Genomic DNA, 18,390 nt, shown 5'->3' with positions numbered 1-18,390 from the left:
AAGTCTTCAATCTTTTCAAATCCAAAGTTTGCTTTTAACTTTGTAAGTATTTGATCTTCTCTTGGATGTTGAATAGCAAATCTAGTAGGTTCTTTTTTATAAAGGTCTTCTGATTCTTGTATTTGCTGTTCAAAATGAGCAATTGTTGCTTGAGTAGTTTGAATATAAGAGTATGAAAAGCACCGTTAAAATAAGCAAATTTCTTTCTTAAAGCAGAGATATTTTCTAAAATTGCTCTATGGTATGATCTTAATACATTTTCATATACTTTAGCAGCAAAATGTCTAGTGTTTGAGAACTCTAAATCAGAAGCTATTTCTCTATGTTTTCTGATAAGTTCATAAGGCTCTTGCCATTTAGCTACTTCGCTTTTTATAGTTCTGTAAACCTCTCTAAATGCTTCATCTGTGTTTAATTCTATATTTTTTAAAAGTTTGATTGACCTTTTAAACATTTTATCTATTTTTTGATCATCGTAGAATAGATTTTTATAAATATTATCTGCATCAATCCAATATGTTTCATACTCAATTTTTTCAATTTTCTCAGATTTTAAGAAGCCACCTTGTGACTCTTCAAATCTGTAAGCTTTTTTTCTTTTGATATTTTTATATGTTTCATGAGCCATTTTTTCCATAATAGTTTCTAATGAGTTATAAATAGTAAATAGTTCTTTTGAGTATTTCTTATGAATATTATCTAAGGCTTCTACAACATCATTTTCACAATCTTTTAGTATATTACTTAAGGCATCATATACCCCAATAATAGTTTGATACTCTTTGATTAAAATATCACAAATACCTTTTAAATCTTTTTTAATTGCATACTCTTTTGATTCTTGAGCTTTTGGTCTTATAGTATGCTCAATAAAGTCTAAAACTTCTTGAATATTTGAATCATGTAAAAGCTTCATATTTGAAGTAATATCTTGGTACTTAATCTCTTTTATTTGTTTTTGAAACTCATCATATCTTTGTCTAAAAAACTCAAGTGAAGTACAATCTAAATTTTCATTTAGTTCAGTTTTGAACTCTTTTAAAACTTTCTCAACACTGTTTTCAATAAGTACTGATTTATGATGTGCTCTTGAGTCAAGTGCCATTTTTGCTGAAATTGGAGTTACTTGAGCAAAGTATTTTGCAAACTTTTCTTTTACATAGTTTGTAGTTGTTTCAATTTGTTCTTGAGAAAATTTATCTTTTTGATTTAATACACATAAAGTTTTATCTTTAAAGTGAGCCATGTATTCATCTAAAATGTCAGCTTCTGATTTCTTTCCTGCATTATCAATTAATGTAAGCCAAATAATACCACCTACATCTCTTAAAACTTTTCTTGTTGTATCTGTATCACTTTGAGACTGAGAGTTAAGACCTGGTGTATCAACAAAAGAGATTTCTTTTAAAATATCCATAGGAGCATAAAGTGTAAGATATTTTATATCTTGCATCTCGTCTTGTCTTTGATCTGTAAAATCAGCAATAGCTTCAATAGGAGCATATTCATGAGCACCTGAGTAATATGTGATTTTTAATTTATACTCTTCACCATAGTTAATAAAATTTACCTTTGATGTAACAGGTGTAATACCAGTTGGTAAGATATTTCTAGAAAGTAGGGCATTTAAGAAAGTTGATTTACCTGCTGAAAATTGACCAGTAATAGCTACTTCCATTGGGTATCTTGCTCTTCTAATTTGTTTTTTTAAAATACCTTCTAGTTGTCTTGATGGTAAAAACTTTTCATTTAGTAGTTTGTCTTGAACTTTCTTTATATCACCAACTAAACCACTTTCATAAACTACTTCTTTTTTTGTATAAGTATCTTTAAATTCATTAATAAAGTTATCTAATATATTTATTGCTTTACTCATTAGTGTAGTCCTTTTACATTAGATAAAATATTATCTAGTTTTTTTATCTTCTTATGAATTTCAATTGATTGTTCAGCTCTATTTTCATTGTTTTGTTCAAATGATTCAATTTGATTTTGTAGAATTTTTTCATCATTTTCAAGCTTTTGCTCAAAGGCTTTTAATGGAGCATTTAGTGTTTCAAAAAATGATTCAACTAATAAAGTAGAAACTTTTTTTGCTTTAGATTTTATATCTTCTTCTATTGCTTTAAATTGTCCTTTTATAAAACCTTCTATTTGTCTATCTAGTTCATTTAGCTTTTTCTCTTTTGCTTTTGATACAGCTTGAGTTATTTGATTTACTAAAACTTCATTATTTGATGTTAAGAAACCTGTTTTAAAGTCATCTTGAAAAAATCCTCTTGCATCAAAGTTATCATTTTTGTGACCTATTGAAAAACCAAAATCATGATATTTCTGCTCACATTGTTCACCAATAGTTTGAGATTTTTTGATAAATTTATATCTATAATCTCTAATTACATCAATAATTCCATCTTTGATTGCTGTTTCAACAATTACTTTAATTCTTGAGTTTTCAGGTTTTTTTCTAAACTTTTCAAAAGAGTATCTCACATCTGAAATAACTCTTTGTTTTATTACAGTTTGTAAATCTATAAGCTCACTTTGTAAAAATGTTTCAAGGGAATCAATATAGTTTTTTGAATCATTTTTATAAAAGTTGATATCTTCTTTCATTGCAGTAAAAATTCTTTCATTTACAGCTTTTTTCTTATTGAAATCTTCAAGTTCTTTATTTAGCTCTTCCTTGGATTTTGATAAAAGTTTCATCTCGTAATTTAAAGCATTTGTTTGTTTTTCTATAGTTCTTGCTAATTGAGTTTTAGAAGATTGTACAATTAACTCACTTTTTTGTGAGTTTGAACCAAAAAGTGTCTCTTTTAAGTAGTCTTCAATTTCTAAAATTCCAGTATCTTCAATAGTAAATCCAGCATCTAAAGCTTCTTGTTCTCTACCTGTTCTATGAAGTAAAGCCATTTTTCCTGAAATTGGTATAAACTTGATAGTTTTTAGTATGTAGTCTAGCTGTGAATCTTTGTTTTGAGCTTTTAGCTGTCTTTTTATAGATGATTTTGTATATTCAATAACTTCTTGAAGTTGTTCTTTTGAAACTGTATCAGCTCTTGTAATAACTATTAAAAGTTTTGAAATATTTTGATAAAGTAGGGCATCAATAATAAATTCTACATCTTTTAAAGTTGCACTTTGAGATACATTCATTAGGTGAAGCATCATATCACATGCTGAAATATACTCTTTTGTAATCTCTTCTCTTTGAATAACTGGATCATCAAGTCCTGGAGTATCAACTATTTCTATACCATCTGATAAAAACTCTAAATTTGAACCTAATTCAACATATTTTACAAGATTACATTTCTTTCCACTAGCTTCTGCTGATGTATAACTTGATAAATCATTTATATCAACTTCATCATATCTTGACTCTTCTTTTATATAGTCTTTTAAAGAATCACCAAAGATTCTATTTGTTTCATTTACATAATCTTTCATAGAGTCTAACTCAGCAGCAGAACTTTCTATTCTAGACCATTCATTTTTATTCCAATAAAATACTTTTGCATTTTCTGTAGGATTGTGTTTTACAATAGTTAAGTTTGCAGTTTCTGGAACTACTGCACTTCCTAGAATTTCTCTTCCCATAAGTGCATTTAACATAGTAGATTTACCAGCGTTCATTACACCTGTAATACCAATAGAGAATTTCTGATTATTTAAGTAGTTTTTACATTCATCTAGTTCATTATTAATCTCATCATTTGAATTTTCATTTTTTAATTCATTAATAAACTCTTCAAGAGATGATTTAAGCTCTATAAATGTTGATTTATATTCAAGCTCATCTTCATCACTATAGCTTGAATCACTATCATCAATATCAAGCTCTTGATAATCAAATAATGAACTAAGTTTAGTGTAGTTTTCTTGATTTATAATACCATTATTATTTAAGTGTTCAAAAGAGTTGTGAAGTACATCAATATATGATTTTTCTTTATTCTCTTGAATATTTTCAACTATATTGTGTTGTAAGTGGTTTAATTCACTTATATTTTGTGGTGTTGCCACATTTAATTTATTACATAGTTTCTCAAAAGATTTTAATTTAATAAATCTCTCATACTCTTTTCTTGATGCACTTAAAATTAAGGCATAAATACTAAAAGTTTCTTCATCTATTAAAGTATCAATTGGTTCTACATTTAAATTTTGTTCAAACGTAATACCATGATAAAGTAAAAAGTAGTCATTTGCTAAGCTCATTATATATCTCCCTAAAATACAAAAAGTTAAATATCAAATGAAATTGATACTTAACTTTTTCTACTTATATAATGAATAAAACAAAAGAGGTAATCCTCTTTTGTTATTATCTTAATGCTACTAGTTTTCTTCTTAAGTAAGCAATTTTATTTTGTAATGGTAAGTGTTTTGGACAATGGTCTTCACACGCCATTAAAGACATACAACCAAAGATACCATCATCATCACCGATTAACTCATAGAAATCTTCAGCAGTTCTCTTATCATGAGGGTCAACTTCAAATCTAGCAACTCTGTTTAATCCAACAGGTCCTACGAAGTCTGGTCTCATAAGTTTTGTACCACAAGAAGCAACACAAATACCACATTCGATACATCTATCAAGTTCGAAAGTTTCATTTGCTACTTCTGGCTCAATTCTTTCTTCCATTTTTGCAATATCAACTTCTTCACCATTATCAACAATCCAAGATTGAACTCTCTTAGACATTGCATCCATCCATTTACCAGTGTTTACAGATAAATCTTTGATAAGTTCAAATGCAGGCATTGGCATTAATTGGATTTTTCCAGTTGGATAGTTAGCAATTAGTGTTCTACAAGCAAGTGCAGGTTTACCATTTACTACCATACCACAAGAACCACAAATACCAGCTCTACATACGAAGTCAAATGATAAATCTGGGTCATGCTCTTCTCTAATTTTTGTTAATGCAATGAAAAGAGTCATACCTGGAGTCTCTTCTAATTTATAGTCTACGAAGTGAGGTTTTGAAACCTTACTTCTTGGATTAAATTTAAGAACTGATATAGTTATTTCTCTACCTTTTTCAACGCTCATTATTTGTCTCCTGCTCTTTCATTTTTCTCTTTATAGTTCATTGGTAAATCAAAAGGCATTAAGGCATCTTGAATCTCATGTCTATCTTTACCTTCAGCTTCTAGTTTTTCAGTAATAGAGTCAACTTCTTCTTGTCTCTTAATAGAAAGCTCATTTTCAATAATCATACCCTTAGCACCATAACCTCTAAATGCTGGAGGCATTTCCATTTTCATAATATCTAAATCAGCATATTCAATAGTTGGTTCTAATTCATCAGGATTTGGCCATGAACATAATGTTCTATTCATCCAGTTAGCATCATCTCTTTTTAGATAATCTTCTCTATAGTGTGCCCCTCTAGATTCAGTTCTATCTCTAGCACCCTTAGCAACACAAAGTGCTACCTTAAGCATTTTAGGAACTCTATAAGCTTCTTCTAATTCTGGGTTACCAGCTCTTTCTTTAGATTTAACAGTAATTTGTTTAGTTTTTGCTAATAGCTCTTTTAATTCTTCAACTGCTGCTTTTAATGGCTCACCAGATCTAAAGATACCAACTTGGTCATCCATAATATCTTGCATTCTTCTTTTAATTCTAAAGATGTCTTCATTTCCAGTGTAAGAAAGGATTTCTTCTAAGTAAGCATCTTGCTCATCAATGAACTTTTGAACAGTAGAAGTAGGAATAGTAACATCGTTTTCTAAACAATAATCAGCAAAGTAATTACCAATAATCATACCAGCAACAACTGTTTCAGATACTGAGTTTCCACCAAGTCTGTTAAATCCATGCATATCCCAACATGAAGCTTCACCACAAGCAAATAAACCATTTAATCTTGTTGCTTCACCAGTTGGTTTAGTTCTAATTCCACCCATAGAGTAATGTTGCATTGGTCTAACTGGAGCCCAACCTTTTTTACCCTCATCAGCAGGATCAATACCATTAAAGATTTGACAAATTTCTTGTACATCTCTTAAGTTCTTTTCAATATGCTCTCTACCAAGAATAGAAATATCTAACCATACATGCTCACCATATGGAGAAGGAACACCTTTACCATTTCTGATGTGCTCAATCATTCTTCTAGAAACAACGTCTCTTGAAGCAAGTTCTTTTTTCTCTGGCTCGTAATCTGGCATAAATCTATGACCATCAACATCTCTTAATATACCACCATCACCTCTACATCCTTCTGTTAATAAAATACCAGATGGAACAATTGGAGTTGGGTGGAACTGTACAGCTTCCATATTTGATAATGTTGCAATACCAGTTTCTAAAGCAATAGCTGCACCAGTACCTTCACAGATAACTGCATTTGTTGTTTGTCTAAATACTCTTCCGTATCCACCAGTTGCAATACAAGTTCCTTTTGAAACGTAAGCTTCTAATTCACCAGTAATTAAATCTCTAACTACAGCACCATAACATCTTCCATCTTCATGGATTAATGATAATGCTTCTTTTCTATCTCTAATATCAACGTCATGCTTTAAAGCTTCATTTGCAACACCAAATAACATTGTATGTCCAGTTGCATCAGCTGTATAACATGTTCTCCATTTTTTAGTACCACCAAAATCTCTTGAAGTAATTAGACCATGTCTATCTTCTTCTTCAGTAATAGTAGTTTTCTTTGCATTGATAACTGCTTCTCTTGTTCCAGATTCAACCCTAGACCAAGGCACACCCCATGAAGCTAATTCTCTAATAGCTTTTGGTGCAGTATGTACGAACATTCTTGCAACTTCTTGGTCACATCCCCAGTCAGAACCTTTTACAGTATCAGCAAAGTGTAAATCTTCATTGTCTCCGTCAGACATTTTCGAGTTACCTAATGAAGCTTGCATACCACCTTGAGCAGCAGCTGAGTGTGATCTTTTAACTGGAACTAAAGATAAAACAATAGCGTTTAATCCTTTCTTTTGTGCAGCAACAGCAGCTCTAAGACCAGCTAGACCACCACCAATTACTAACGCATCACAGTAATTAATTTTCATTACGCAATTCCTCCAATAGTTTTATTTGGCATTTTGTATTCCATTACTTTTGCAGTTGGTTGATATTTGTTACCAACATTATTGTTGTTAACTTGATCAATACCAATTTTCATGTAAGCTGCAAGTGAAGCAAATCCTAACACTAAGAAGAATACAGTTAATCCCCATTTAACTTTTTTAAGTTTTACTCTGTTTTCTCTTGGGTTGTCTCCGTCAAACCATCCCCATTTTACACATAGTCTGTAAAGACCAATTGTTCCGTGTAATTCAACAGCTAATAAAAGTAAAATATATAATGGCCACATCCACTCAGACCAGATTCTATCAGCAGAAGCGTAAGGTCCAATATCAGCAGAGTTAGTCATGATGATATATAAGTGTACAGAACCTAAGAAGAACATAGCAAAACCTGTTCCTGCTTGTGTAAACCATAATTTTGTATCATCGTGATTCATATGTTTAGCGTGAGCTTTCATAACTTGGTACTGTTTAAAGTTACCAGGTAACTTTCTCATACCTAAACCTGCGTGTGCAATAAATACAACAAAAATTACAGCAGCTGCAATTGTTACTAATAATGGGTTTCCACCCTCAAAAATGAAACTAGCCTCTAAAAGCTTTGTTACTGTGTACATGAAGTCTTCTGAAATTAATATCGAAGATACTAATAACATGTGAGCCCACATGAATAATGCTAAGAATAATCCTGTCGCACTTTGAAGATAATCAAGCTTCGCAGGTAATCTACTCTTTCTTCCCTCAACCGTTTTACCTAAATAACCTTCTATTAGGTCACTCATTTCCTATCCTTTCTTGTGATTTAGATTATATGAATAATAGCAATATAATAGCTAAAGGGCTCTTGTTTTTTGATTAGATACGATACAGCATATTTGAATGATATTTTTATGATAAAAGTTTTGAGGTGTATACCGAGCCCAATAAAAGGGCTCTTGAGAGGTGTAAATTAATTTTTACTTAGAAAATCAATTTAATTTGTCTTGTTACTATATGATACAACTATTTTATAAACAATGACTGTACTGCTGTTTGTGCTAATGTAATAATTTGATCAATGTTCATTGCAGGTATAAAGAATACAATAGCAGAACCAATTCCACCTAAAACAGTCAAGATTGCAACAAATGCAATTGCATATGTTGAAACCCTTTTATCATTGAACTCTTTTGAAACACATTCTTGCTTTGTTGGGTAAAAATACATCATTGCAATTAGTTTGAAATAGTAGTAAACTGAAACTATTGTTGCAATAACTGCTAAGATAGTGAGACCTACATATCCTGCATGAATCGCTTCTGTGAATACGTAAAATTTACCAATAAATCCTATTGTTGATGGTATTCCAGCAAGTGAAAATAAGAAGATAGTCATCATTGCAGCTAAGAAAGGTCTCTCTTTTGCTAAACCTTTGAAATCATCATATGTTACTCTTACATTTGTTTCTGAAATAATATGAGATGCTAAACCAAATGCACCAAGTGCAGATAATAAATAAGCAATTAAATAAAACATTGTTGCATATGCTGAATCAATGTTGATGATTTCACCATCTTTATAGCTTAATGCAATAAATGCTAAAAGTAAGTAACCTGTGTGCACTATAGAAGATGCTGCTAACATTTTTTTTATTATTTGTTGAGTAACTGCCAACCATGTACCAAAAACTAATGTAAATACAATAATCACAGATAATATAGTATCCCAAAAATCAATAGTAAATCCAAGATGTTGTAAAAATGCTCTTAGAAAAAATGAGAATATGGCAATTTTAAACGTAGATGCCATATACGCAGTAATAACCATTGGTGCACCTCTATAAACATCAAGAACCCATGATTGAAAAGGAAATGCTGCAATTTTAAATAAAAATGTAAATAAAATAAGAGTAAGTCCAATATATACTAAAACCATATTCTCATCACTTGCACTTGCAATAAATGTTGCTATTTCATTTAAGTTTGTACTTGCAGTTGCTCCATATACTAAAACTAAACCTAATAAGTAAAATGCTCCAATAAATGAGCCTAAAACTAAATACTTGAAAATCGCTTCAACTCTTTTTGAATCATCGCTGTTGTATCCAACCATAATGTATACAGAAAATGATGCTACTTCTAAAGCTACATAAGCAGTAATAAGCTCATTTGAGTGTCCTAATAACATCATTCCAAATAATGCAAAAAGTAAAATACAGAAAAATTCACCTTTAAAGTATGACCTATGTTGGAAGTAGTGCTCACCAATAAGTAGTGTTAAAAGTGTTCCTGAAATTAGCAAAATATTAAAAAAGTTTGAGAATGAATCAAAAACTAAAGTATTATAAAAAAGCTCATTATAAGGTTGTGCTTTATATAAAGTTCCTAAATCTGCTAAAGAAAAACCTAAAGCAACAATCAAAAATATAGAAGCAACAACTATAAAGTTTTTAACTGAATATTTTTCATACATACTCATTATCATTAGTGTCAATGCACCAAGTAATACTGTTAATGCTGGGATTAAATAGATAAATTGACTCATTTTGTTGCTCCAATTTGTAATATGTCATTTAAGTAGTGAGTAACTGTTGGCTCAAACTTATCCATGAATATTTCAGGATAAAACCCCATTAGAAATACTAAAAATACCCAAGGTGCAAGTCCAACAATCTCTTTGATTTTTAAATCTCTCATTTTTACAGTAGCTGAACCCTCAGGTCTATCTTGCAAAATTGCTCTTTGAAACATCCATAACATATATGAAGCCCCAATTATTACTGTTAGTGCTGAGATATATCCTAATGTATGATTAAACTCATAAATACCAAATATAATTAAAAGTTCTGATACAAAACCATTTGTTCCTGGAAGTCCTACATTTGCAAAAAGCATAATGGCAAAAATAAATGTAAAAATCGGTGCTTGTTTAGCAATACCACCTAAATCTTTAATAGTTTTAAAGCCTGTTTCTTCTTGGAGTAATCCAATAAGTAAAAATAAGGCACCTGTTGCAATTGCATGAGCAATTATTAAATAAAGTGCTCCATTAATTCCATATTCATTAAGTGAAAAAATACCAGCAGCTATAAAGCTTAAGTGTGATGCTGATGAATATGCAAACATTCTTTTTATATCATCTTGCATAAGTGCAGCTATACCAAAATAGATTAAACCAAATAGACCAATAGCTACAAACCAAGCTGAAAATTCAACATAAATATCTGGGAAAATTGGAATCATAAATCTTACAATTGCATAAACACCAAGTTTTGCCATAATCGAAGATAATAAAAATACTGCACCAGTTGGAGCATTTTTGTATGTTTCCATAATCCAAGTATGAAGAGGAAAAATAGGAATTTTAATAGCAAATGCAGCAAGGAAACCTAAAAATAACCAAACCTTTTCGCTATATCCTAGAGTTGTAATTTTTGTTAGTTCATCATATGCAAAAGACCAAAATCCAAACTCATTATAGTATGCAACACCTAGATATAAAATGGCAATAAACATTAAAAGTGAACCAACCATAGTATAAACAGTCACTTTTATAGTTGTAAATACTTTATTTCCAAATCCATATTGACCTATAAGTAAAAATACAGGTAATAACATGATTTCCCAAAAGAAATAGAAAAGTACAACATCAAGTGAAAGTAGAGTTCCTGTTACACCTGTTTGAACTAATAGCATATTAATCCAGTAACCTTTTGTTTTACCTTCCCATAAAAGAAGATAAGAAGTAGGAACTAAGATAGCAATCATCATCAAAATAGTAAGTGAGAAACCATCTAAACCAATATAATAGTTTATACCATATGTAGAAATCCAAGGAACATTTGTAACAAATTGCATACCAGCACTTGGTTCAAACTCAATATAGATTTTTAAAACTAAAGCTAGAATAACAGTAGTAGTTAAAAATGCGATATTTCTAATTGTATTAACATCTCTTGTTGTAAGCATTAATCCAAATGCAACAACAGCAGGTAAAAATATAATAAATGAAAGAATATCTGAACTCATACTATAATCCTAGTGTATTAATTAAATAGATAAATACGCATGTCATACCAACTAGCATAAACACTGCATAAAATCTTACGTTTGCATTTTGTATCATTGCAACTTTTTTACCTATATTTATAAATGTTTTAGATGAATTCATGATAAAGCCATCAATGATTTTATCATCTAAAACTTTATCAATAAATACAGATAGCTTTTTTGATGTTTTTACAAAAACAGTATCGTATATTTCATCAACATAGAATTTATTACCAATAAGACCAATTTCTTCTTCTGGTTTTTCCACATCAAAGTTTGCATATTTTTTGTATGCAACAAAAATTCCACCAACAGCAACTGCAACAGATAAGACAATCAGTATCCATTCAACTGCATGACTCATATGAATTGTTTTAGAATTTAATTGACTAAGCCAAGAGTCAACTTGTGCTTCTCCTCCAAAAATAGGAGCTAAGTTTAAGTATCCTGCAAAAACGGCTCCAACTGCAAGTAGAAGAAGTGGTATAGTTATAGTTTTAGATGTATAAACGTATTCAACTTTATGTTTAGTAGGGGCTACAAAAACTATGAAGTACATTCTAAACATATAAAATGCTGTTAAGAAAGCTGTTCCTAAAGCAATAAGCCAAATTAGATATTGACCTTCTTGGAATGCAGCTGCTAAAATTGCATCTTTTGAGAAGAATCCTGAGAAGAAAGGTATACCTGAAATTGCAATAACCCCAATTAGAAAAGTAAATTTGATAATCGGAAGTTGGGCTCTATGTTGTGCTATTTCAAAAATATTTTGTTTATGATGAAGGGCTATTATAATACCACCTGCACCCATAAATAGCATTGCTTTAAAGAAAGCATGTGTAAATACATGAAATAAACCAGCTGAATAAAAACCAAGACCAACAGCTATAAACATATATCCTAATTGACTCATAGTTGAATAAGCAAGAATTTTCTTAATATCTGTTTGTCTTGTAGCAATTATTGCAGCAAGTAGGGCTGAAAATGCACCAATATAAGCTATAAATAAACCTATTTCTTCAGTTCCCACATATATAAAGTGGAATCTTGCAACCATATATACACCAGCTGTTACCATAGTTGCTGCGTGAATTAATGCAGAAATTGGTGTAGGTCCTGCCATAGCATCTGGAAGCCAAACATATAAAGGGATTTGTGCTGATTTACCCATAGCTCCTACAAATAATAAAAAGCCTGATAACACTAACATTTCACTTGAAGCATTTGAAATATTACTTTCTAAAGAAGCAAAAGATAAATCAACTCCACCTAAAGCAAAAAATAGTGTTACAACACCAAGTAAGAAACCAAAATCTCCAACTCTATTTACTATAAAAGCTTTATTTGCTGCAATAACATTTTCTTTTTTACCATAGTAGAATTTGATTAAAAGGTATGAACAAACTCCAACACCTTCCCATCCAATAAATAGAATAATTGGATTATCTGCTAAAACTAAAATAAGCATTGATGCTAAGAAAAGATTGAAATATGCGAAGAATTTACCAAAGCCATTGTCACCTCTCATATATCCTATTGCATAAATATGAATTAACCATCCTACAAAAGTTACAAACATTGACATGAAAATAGATAAGTTATCACCTAATAGAGCCATATCGATGTTCAGTTTATCAATATTTAACCAAGTAAATAAATGCTGTGAAAAAGTGATACCTTCTTCTTTCATTTGTAAGAACAGTGTTAATGTGATTAAAAATGAGATAAAAGGCGTTATACATCCAATTAAACTAAAAGTTAGTTCTGAAATAGGCTTTCTTTTTATATGATAAAAATATAAAGCACCAAGTAATATTGAACCTAATAAAGGAGATAATATAATCCATACTAAAAGTGATGTACTCATGACTTCTCTCCTTGTGATAAGGTATTAAATATATCAGAATCAAGAGATTTTCTTGATCTATATAAAAGAATTATTACAGATAAGAAAATAGCAGCTTCAGCAGCTGCAATTGCAATAACCATTATTGTGATAATTTGTGGATCCATATCAAAATGATACCTAGCAAATGTAACTAAGAATAGATTTACTCCATTTAGCATCATTTCAATTGACATATAAATTACAAATACATTTCTTCTTGCAATAACTCCAATCACACCAAGTGAGAAAAGCATCATTGATACAAAGGCATAAGATGTTAATGAAATCATGATTCCTCTCCTTGTGAGTTAATCTCATTGTGAACTTTTGATTTTCTTTTTTTAGCTAATACTACTGAACCAATTAAAGCTATTAGAAGTAAAATTGAAATAAGTTCAAAGGCAACTAACCAATTATCAAAAAGTTGAATACCAATTGGTTTTATATCTCCAAAATCAGTATCTGAAATACCTAAATCTTTTTTTGGAAGTTTTGCTACAGCACTTATAATTAAATAGTTTAAAGGAACCATAATTACTGCACCAATTGCTATGTTTTGGAATTTTTTAGGCTCTTTTGGTAGGTCTTCTTCTTTAATATTTAAGAACATTAAAATAAATAGAATCAGAGTCATAATAGCACCTGCATAAACTATTATTTGAACTAAAAATAAAAAAGTTGCATTTAAAAGTGCAAATAATCCTGCAACACTTAACATCGAGATTAGAACTCCTAGTGCACTATACATAGGATTTGCATAAACTATCATAGCAACTGCACCTAATATAGCTAACAATGATAAGCCAATAAATACTAAATCAATCATCACTTAAGTCCTTTGCTCTTTCATTTTTCATTAAAGCTTTTTTATCTAAAACAAAATCTTCTCTTTTAGAACCTGTAAAAGAAAAAATTCCTGTATCCATTCTAATGGCATCACAAGGACAAGCTTCAACACAATATCCACAAAATACACACTCTAAAAGATCAATCTTAAACTCTTTTGGTCTCTTTTCAGCTTTATCATCAAATCTTTCTTCTGCATCTATAAATATACACTCAGCAGGACATGCTGTTGCACACATATAACAAGCAACACATTTTTCACTTTCATCTTCCCATTTTGTAAGTCTATGAACACCTCTATATCTTTCAGTTAAATCATCAGGTTGAACTTCAGGATATTGCATAGTTTTTAAGTTGTCTATATCTTTTAAATTTTTAGTGAAGTGTCTAAGTGTTGTTTTCATTCCTCCTGCAATAGCAGGTAAATATAGCCTGTCTTTAAACGACTTACCATGTCTTTTTACTACTTTGATTCCCATTTTAACTTCCTACTACTATAAAAGTTGCAGTTAAGATTACATTTAAAAGTGCTAATGGAATTAAAACTTTCCATCCTAACATTTGTAATTGGTCATATCTAAACCTTAAAACTGTCCATCTAACCCAAATATATAAAAAGGCAACTAAGAAAAATTTAACTAAGAATGTTCCAATTTGTAAAATTGCTGTAACAATATTTATTCCATTTGTTCCAAGACCTGTGATTAAGAATATTGCTAAAAGACCAAGTATGATTAAACAAATAGACCAAAAGGCAATAGTTAAAATTTTTGTTTCTTTTTCTCTTCTTTTATCACCCATACCAACTGTTTTATTGTTTTTCTTCATCCATTTTGTAAAGATAAATATCTTTATTGGAAGTAAAATCATAATAGCTGCTATTACATAGTTTATATTACTATGTATAGTTTGTGTATCAAGCCAAGGAATTTGATAACCACCAAAAAATAAAGTTACAATAATAGCTGATGAAGCAGACATCGCAGCATATTCACCAACTTGAAAAAGTCCAAATCTCATAGCCGAATACTCAGTATGATAACCTGCAACAATTTCAGATTCACCCTCAGCTATATCAAAAGGAGCTCTATTTGTTTCAGCAAAAGCACATACTATAAAAATAATAGCAGCAAGCGGTTGAATAAAAATACCCCACATTGGAATCACACCAAGGAAAGTTCCAGCTTGTGCATTTACAATATCAGTTAAATGAATTGAACCATATGAAATAACCATAGACACTACGGCTAAAGTTAAAGCAACTTCATAAGAAATAACCTGTGCACTTGCTCTAATAGAACCTAAAAGTCCATATTTATTTTGAGAAGCATATCCCCCAAGAATTATTCCATAAATTGATAGTCCAGCAAAAGCTAAAAACCACATGATACCTAGTTCATTTGGAATAGCTGACATAATATGTGACTCTCCATCTATTATTAAAACATCAGCAAAGGGTATAGTTGCAAATGTTAAAAAAGAACAGAAAAATACAATTGCAGGTGCAATAGAGAAGAAAAACTTATATTTTATATGTGATGGAGTAAAGTCTTCTTTAAAGATAAGTTTTAGCATATCTGCAAAACTTTGAATAAGACCACCAAGTCTTAAAGGACCTATATTACATCTATTTGGACCAGTTCTATCTTGCATAAGTCCAGATATTCTTCTTTCCCACCATACAAAAAGTGGAGTTAAACCTACAGCAAGTAGTGATGCTATGGATATATTTATCATTGTTATTGTTATACTACTCATAGCGTTCCTTTTGAAATCATTTCTTTTAAATGCTCAATTACAGAAGTAACTGTTTCCATAGGTTCATTTTTATTCATTTGTGAAATGACTTTTTGTTTCACACCCTCACAGTTAATATATGTACCACTTTTTTCATAAAATGATGCAATAGGAATAGCTATATTTGAATAACTTATAGTTAAACAATGATGACTATATAAAGATACAACTTTTTTATCTTTTAATAGTTCACTTCTATTTTCAAAGTAGTGATTATCTATTATTACAACTGTGCTAGATTCTTTTAAAGATTTATTGAAAAATTCTTCTGTTTCATCTATACCTATTTCTTTGAAAGAGGCTCTATTAGCAGTTCTATCATTTGTTTTTAGATAATCATCTTTGAAGTTTTCATCATATGTATCTGGGTCATATCCTGAAACATTAGCATTTATTTTTGAAGCTAAGTTATTGATGTTTGACATTTCTTCATAAGAAAGATTTGCACTTAATACAAAAAGAGTACTTTTTGATGTTGATAACTCTTTAAATAAGTTTGTAATTGTATTACTTAGATTTGATGACTCTTTATTTAAAAGTGGTGTTTCAAATCTATTTTGATTTTCATTGTGATAAGATAATCTTCCTTCATCACATATAAACCAACCATTTACATTTTTATTTACTCTTGGTCTAAATCTGTAGATCTTATCATCTTCATATTTCTCTTTTCTATGATCTACATAGATATTACACCCTTTTGAACATCCATTACAAATTGCATTAAAAGTTTCTAAGAACCAAACTCTTTGTTTAAATCTAAAGTCCTTTGAAGTTAATGCTCCAACAGGACATAAGTCTACTACATTCATTGCATATGGATTTGATAGGGGACGACCAGGAAATATACCAATAGTTGAGTGGTCAGATCTATCTATTACTCCTAACTCACCAGTTTTAGTAATATCTTTACAAAATCTAACACATCTAGTACAAAGTACACATCTTTCTTCATCAAGCATTACATTTGAGCCTAAGTCAACTCTTTTTCTATGCTTATTTTTATTATCTACATTTATTCTTGATTCATAGAATCCTGATTCCATATAGTAATCTTGAAGTTTGCACTCTCCTGCTTGATCACAAGTAGGACAGTCAATAGGGTGATTTATAAGTTCAAGTTCTAGAATATCTCGTCTAACTTTTTCAATATTCTCACCTTTTGTTCTTACAACCATTCCATCTTTTACAGGAGTGTCACAGGCAATCTGAGGTCTTTTTTGACCTTCGATTTCAACCATACACATCCTACAGTTGCCATCTTTACCAAGTGCTTGGTGATAACAAAAATGAGGTATGTGAATATTCTCATCCAATAATTTATCAATTAACAAGCTTCCCTTGGAAGCTTGCATTTGGGCACCATTGACTGTAATTTCTATCATTTCACTCATGAGTATTATCCCCTTACACTTTGTGTTTATTTTTTAATAGTTTAACTATTAGTTTCCTGTATATAATTGTCTTGGTCTAGCAATTTTATGTTTAGGATCTTGTTTTAACTCAGACCATTGAGAAATCCAACCTGGAATTCTTCCTATAACAAAAATTGGAGTAAACATTTCTACTGGAATTTTAAGTGCAGTTAAAATTACACCTGAATAGAAGTCAATATTTGGGTAAAGACCTCTATCTTTGAAGTAATCATCATTTAATGCTGCTTTTTCAACAGCTGCTGCTACATCTAATAATTTAGAGTCTAAGTTTAACTCTTCTTTTAGTTTATCTTGAAGACCTTTTAATACTTCAGCTCTTGGATCTCTATTTTTATAAACTCTATGTCCGAATCCCATTAATCTAAATGGATCGTTTCTATCTTTAGCTTTTGCAATGTAAGTTGGTACATTTTTAACATCACCAATTAATTTTAATTGATCCATTACTTTTTCATTTGCACCACCATGAGCAGAACCCCATAAAGCTGCAATACCAGATGCAATAGATACATAAGGGTGAGCCTCTGTTGAACCAACATTTCTAACTGTAGTAGTAGAAGCATTTTGTTCATGATCAGCATGTAAAGTTAAAATTGCATCTAAAGCATCAACTTCAACTTGTTTGATTTCTTCATTTTGTCCATCACCTAAGTACTTCATATTTCCACCTGGATAAGCTCTTAACATATATAAGAAGTTTTCAGTGAAATATCTATTTACATCTGGGTAAATTAGAGGAGTTCCTATTGATTTTCTATAAGCCATAGCTGCAATAGTAGGTATTTTAGCTAAGATTCTTCTTCTCATAGTTTTGAATTCTTCTTCATCTTCTAAGTTTAAGTGGTCTTTATAGAAAGTTGATAATGCCATAGTTGCTGCACCCATTGTTGCCATTGGATGTGCTCCATCTGGGAAACCAGCAAAAATTTTAATTAAACCTTCATTTAAGAATGATCTATGTCTAATCTCTAAATCAAAGTTTTTTGATTCAGCTTCAGATGGTAATCTTCCCATCATTAATAAGTGACAAACATCAAGGTATGAGTGCTTTCCAGCTAATTCTGTAATTTCATAACCTCTATATCTTAACTCTGAATTCTCACCGTCAATAAATGTGATTTTAGATTCACAAGAAGCAGTTGATGTGTATCCTGGATCATAAGTAAACATTCCAGAATCTTTATAAAAAGTTGAAATATCAACAACGCTTGGTCCTCTTGTCCCATCTATAATATTGTATTCATACTTATCACCATTTCTATTATCAGTAAGTGTCATAGTATTTTTTGCCATTAATTTCTCCTTTAATAAATTGACTTAATTTTTT

General features: G+C 30.4%; 14 protein-coding genes. All 14 read right to left on the bottom strand.

Annotated features, from left to right (window positions below):
- Nucleotides 1-34: 34 nt before the first annotated feature.
- The 14 genes from NJU99_RS12695 to NJU99_RS12630 all read right to left on the bottom strand — a co-directional run bounded on the left by NJU99_RS12695 (nt 35) and on the right by NJU99_RS12630 (nt 18,356).
- Nucleotides 35-1,876: a dynamin family protein gene (locus NJU99_RS12695; RefSeq protein WP_254576274.1), complete on the bottom strand. Its 1,842-nt coding sequence runs from the start codon at nt 1,874-1,876 to the stop codon at nt 35-37.
- Nucleotides 1,876-4,224: a dynamin family protein gene (locus NJU99_RS12690; protein WP_254576273.1), complete on the bottom strand. Its 2,349-nt coding sequence runs from the start codon at nt 4,222-4,224 to the stop codon at nt 1,876-1,878. The genes NJU99_RS12695 and NJU99_RS12690 overlap by 1 nt, the downstream gene beginning before the upstream one ends.
- Nucleotides 4,225-4,330: 106 nt before the next feature.
- Entirely contained in the window at nt 4,331-5,065 is a 735-nt protein-coding gene (locus tag NJU99_RS12685; protein ID WP_254576272.1) for a fumarate reductase iron-sulfur subunit, read from the bottom strand.
- Complete coding sequence (locus NJU99_RS12680; protein WP_254576271.1) at nt 5,065-7,050, bottom strand: fumarate reductase flavoprotein subunit; 1,986 nt, start codon at nt 7,048-7,050, stop codon at nt 5,065-5,067. Before NJU99_RS12680 ends, NJU99_RS12685 begins: the two co-directional genes overlap by 1 nt.
- Nucleotides 7,050-7,850, bottom strand: coding sequence for a fumarate reductase cytochrome b subunit (locus NJU99_RS12675; RefSeq protein WP_254576270.1), 801 nt, complete (start codon nt 7,848-7,850; stop codon nt 7,050-7,052). The genes NJU99_RS12680 and NJU99_RS12675 overlap by 1 nt, the downstream gene beginning before the upstream one ends.
- A gap of 220 nt (nt 7,851-8,070) precedes the next feature.
- Nucleotides 8,071-9,591 carry an NADH-quinone oxidoreductase subunit N gene (locus tag NJU99_RS12670; RefSeq protein ID WP_254576269.1) on the bottom strand — a complete coding sequence of 507 codons (1,521 nt, stop codon included), beginning with the start codon at nt 9,589-9,591 and terminating at the stop codon, nt 8,071-8,073.
- Nucleotides 9,588-11,075, bottom strand: a complete 1,488-nt coding sequence (locus NJU99_RS12665; protein ID WP_254576268.1) for a complex I subunit 4 family protein — start codon at nt 11,073-11,075, stop codon at nt 9,588-9,590. Before NJU99_RS12665 ends, NJU99_RS12670 begins: the two co-directional genes overlap by 4 nt.
- 1 nt (nt 11,076) lies before the next feature.
- Nucleotides 11,077-12,963: an NADH-quinone oxidoreductase subunit L gene (gene nuoL / locus NJU99_RS12660; protein ID WP_254576267.1), complete on the bottom strand. Its 1,887-nt coding sequence runs from the start codon at nt 12,961-12,963 to the stop codon at nt 11,077-11,079.
- Nucleotides 12,960-13,274: an NADH-quinone oxidoreductase subunit NuoK gene (gene nuoK / locus NJU99_RS12655; protein ID WP_254576266.1), complete on the bottom strand. Its 315-nt coding sequence runs from the start codon at nt 13,272-13,274 to the stop codon at nt 12,960-12,962. The genes nuoL and nuoK overlap by 4 nt, the downstream gene beginning before the upstream one ends.
- On the bottom strand, nt 13,271-13,810 hold the full coding sequence (locus NJU99_RS12650; RefSeq protein ID WP_254576265.1) for an NADH-quinone oxidoreductase subunit J family protein: 540 nt from the start codon (nt 13,808-13,810) through the stop codon (nt 13,271-13,273). Before NJU99_RS12650 ends, nuoK begins: the two co-directional genes overlap by 4 nt.
- A complete protein-coding gene (locus NJU99_RS12645; protein WP_254576264.1) occupies nt 13,803-14,309 on the bottom strand; it encodes a NuoI/complex I 23 kDa subunit family protein in 507 nt (168 codons plus the stop codon). The genes NJU99_RS12650 and NJU99_RS12645 overlap by 8 nt, the downstream gene beginning before the upstream one ends.
- A 1-nt stretch (nt 14,310) precedes the next feature.
- The gene (locus NJU99_RS12640; protein WP_254576263.1) at nt 14,311-15,588 is read right to left on the bottom strand and encodes a complex I subunit 1/NuoH family protein; all 1,278 of its coding nucleotides are present in this window, start codon (nt 15,586-15,588) and stop codon (nt 14,311-14,313) included.
- Complete coding sequence (locus NJU99_RS12635; RefSeq protein WP_254576262.1) at nt 15,585-17,021, bottom strand: NADH-quinone oxidoreductase subunit G; 1,437 nt, start codon at nt 17,019-17,021, stop codon at nt 15,585-15,587. Before NJU99_RS12635 ends, NJU99_RS12640 begins: the two co-directional genes overlap by 4 nt.
- Nucleotides 17,022-17,069: 48 nt before the next feature.
- The gene (locus tag NJU99_RS12630; protein WP_254576261.1) at nt 17,070-18,356 is read right to left on the bottom strand and encodes a citrate synthase; all 1,287 of its coding nucleotides are present in this window, start codon (nt 18,354-18,356) and stop codon (nt 17,070-17,072) included.
- Nucleotides 18,357-18,390 lie beyond the last annotated feature (34 nt).

It is taken from the genome of Arcobacter roscoffensis (genome assembly GCF_024267655.1).
GTDB lineage: Bacteria > Campylobacterota > Campylobacteria > Campylobacterales > Arcobacteraceae > Arcobacter_B > Arcobacter_B roscoffensis.
Note: the sequence above shows the minus strand (reverse complement) of the source record. Positions and strands in the feature narration are given on the sequence as shown.